We start from the raw sequence: 1,938 nt of genomic DNA, 5'->3' as shown, positions 1-1,938 counted from the left end.
CTTGACGGCGAAGGCGGCGGCGAGCAGGTACGGGATGAGCGACAGGGCGCTGGTCAGATCGAGCGCGAAGTTGAAGGCGTCGCTGGAGAACGCGGTGACGACCAGGACGACCTGGATGAGGACCGTGGTCAGGAGCAGTGCGGGGACCGGCACGTCCGAGGCGTTCGAGCGGCCGAGGAAGCGCGGCATGTCGTCGTCCTTCGCGGCGACGAACAGCACCTCGGCGGCCATCAGCGTCCAGGCCAGGTAGGCGCCGAGCACGGACACGATCAGGCCGATGCTGATGAAGACCTTGCCCCAGGTGCCGACGGCCTCCTCGAGCACGCCCGCCATCGACGGCTGGCGCAGGTCGGCGATCTGCTCCATCGGCATGATCCCGTACGACACGATGACGACGGAGGCGAAGATGGCGAAGACGCTGACGAAGCCGAGCAGGGTCGCCCGGCCGACGTCCTCGCGGCGCTTGGCGTGCCGCGAGTAGACGCTGGCGCCCTCGACACCGAGGAACACGAACACGGTGGCCAGCATGGTGCCGCGGACCTGGCTGAAGAGGGAGCCGGCGTAGTCGGCGCCGCCGAAGTTGTCGGCGAAGACGCCGGGGTCGAAGTAGACGAGGGCCAGGACGACGAAGACGAGGATCGGCACGATCTTGGCCACCGTGACGATCCGGTTGATGGCCGCGGCCTCCTTCACCCCGCGCCGGATGACGAGGAAGAACGCCCACAGGCCGGCCGAGGAGAGCACGACCGCGAGAGCGGTGTCGCCGTCGCCGAGGGCCGGCCAGATCGCGCCGACCGTCGACATGATGAGCACCCAGTACGTCACGTTGCCGACGCAGGAGCTGGCCCAGTAGCCGAACGCGGAGAAGAAGCCGATGTACTCGCCGAACCCCGCCTTGGCGTAGGCGTAGACGCCCGCGTCCAGGTCGGGCCTGCGCACGGCGAGCGACTGGAAGACGAAGGCGAGCATCAGCATGCCGGCGCCCGCGATTGCCCACGCGATCAGCGCCCCGGCCACCCCGGTCTCCTCGGCGAACCGGCGCGGCAGTGAGAAGACCCCGGCGCCGACCATGGAGCCGATGACCATGGTCGTGAGCGTGAAGAGCGTCAGTCGGGCCGTGACGGGGGACGCCGTGGTGGCGTCCGAAGAAGCCTTCTCCATGCCGTCCCTCTCGTGGCCCGGGTGATGCTCGGTCACATTCTTGTAGTGTTTCGACGCTTCATGCACCTTTTGCCGGATTCGCGATGCATGGGCAGGATGGGGGCGTCCGGCCTCTGAAAGGGACCCCCAGGACATGTACTCCTCGCTGAATCCGGAGATCCTCCGCGACCTGCGCAGACCGCGCTCGTACCCCGCCGTCTCGCTGGCGATGACCACCCACCGGCGCCCGCCGGACGACGCCCAGGACCCCGTACGGCTCGGCAACCTGGTCGACGACGCGGCCCGCAGGCTGGACGCGGACCCCGGCGTGACCAAGGAACGCCGCGAGGACGTGCTGCACCATCTGCGCGCAGCCGTGCAGGAGGCGGACCTCGTGCACGCCAAGGACGGGCTCGTCCTGTTCGCCGCACCGGGCGAGCACCAGGTCTGGGCGATCGACCGCGCGGTGCCCGCCCGCGTCGTCGTCGCCGACACCTTCCTGACCCGCAACCTCGTCGCCGCCGACGCGGCCGCGCACCCGTACTGGGTGCTCGCCGTCGCCACCGACCGCATCACCCTGTGGGACGGGCGCGGCGGCCGCGTCGTGGAGGACACCGGGCACGGCTTCCCGCAGGCCCGCAGCCTCGACGACCCGGACGCCGAACGCAAGGAGCGCATCGGCGACATGCCGAGCACCTACCGCGACGAGGCCACCCGGCAGTTCTTCCGCGAGGCCGACGCCGCCCTGGCCGACCTGCTGCGCACCGAGCCCCGCCCCCTCTACGTCACCGGCGAACC

Annotated in this window: 1 protein-coding gene and 1 pseudogene; one reads left to right on the top strand and one right to left on the bottom strand. The window is 70.3% G+C overall.

Annotation, left to right across the window (positions count from 1 at the left end):
• Window positions 1-1,161: basic amino acid/polyamine antiporter (locus GTW43_RS21700; RefSeq protein WP_161303687.1), on the bottom strand; the 1,161-nt coding region annotated here is incomplete at its 3' end.
• Between the two features lie 133 nt (window positions 1,162-1,294).
• Here GTW43_RS21700 and GTW43_RS21695 point away from each other — a divergent pair.
• Window positions 1,295-1,938 (top strand): annotated as a pseudogene (locus tag GTW43_RS21695) (chemotaxis protein); the annotation flags it as partial.

The organism is Streptomyces sp. SID5785, from assembly GCF_009870065.1.
Classification (GTDB): domain Bacteria; phylum Actinomycetota; class Actinomycetes; order Streptomycetales; family Streptomycetaceae; genus Streptomyces.
This window is presented reverse-complemented; position numbering and strand designations above follow the sequence as displayed.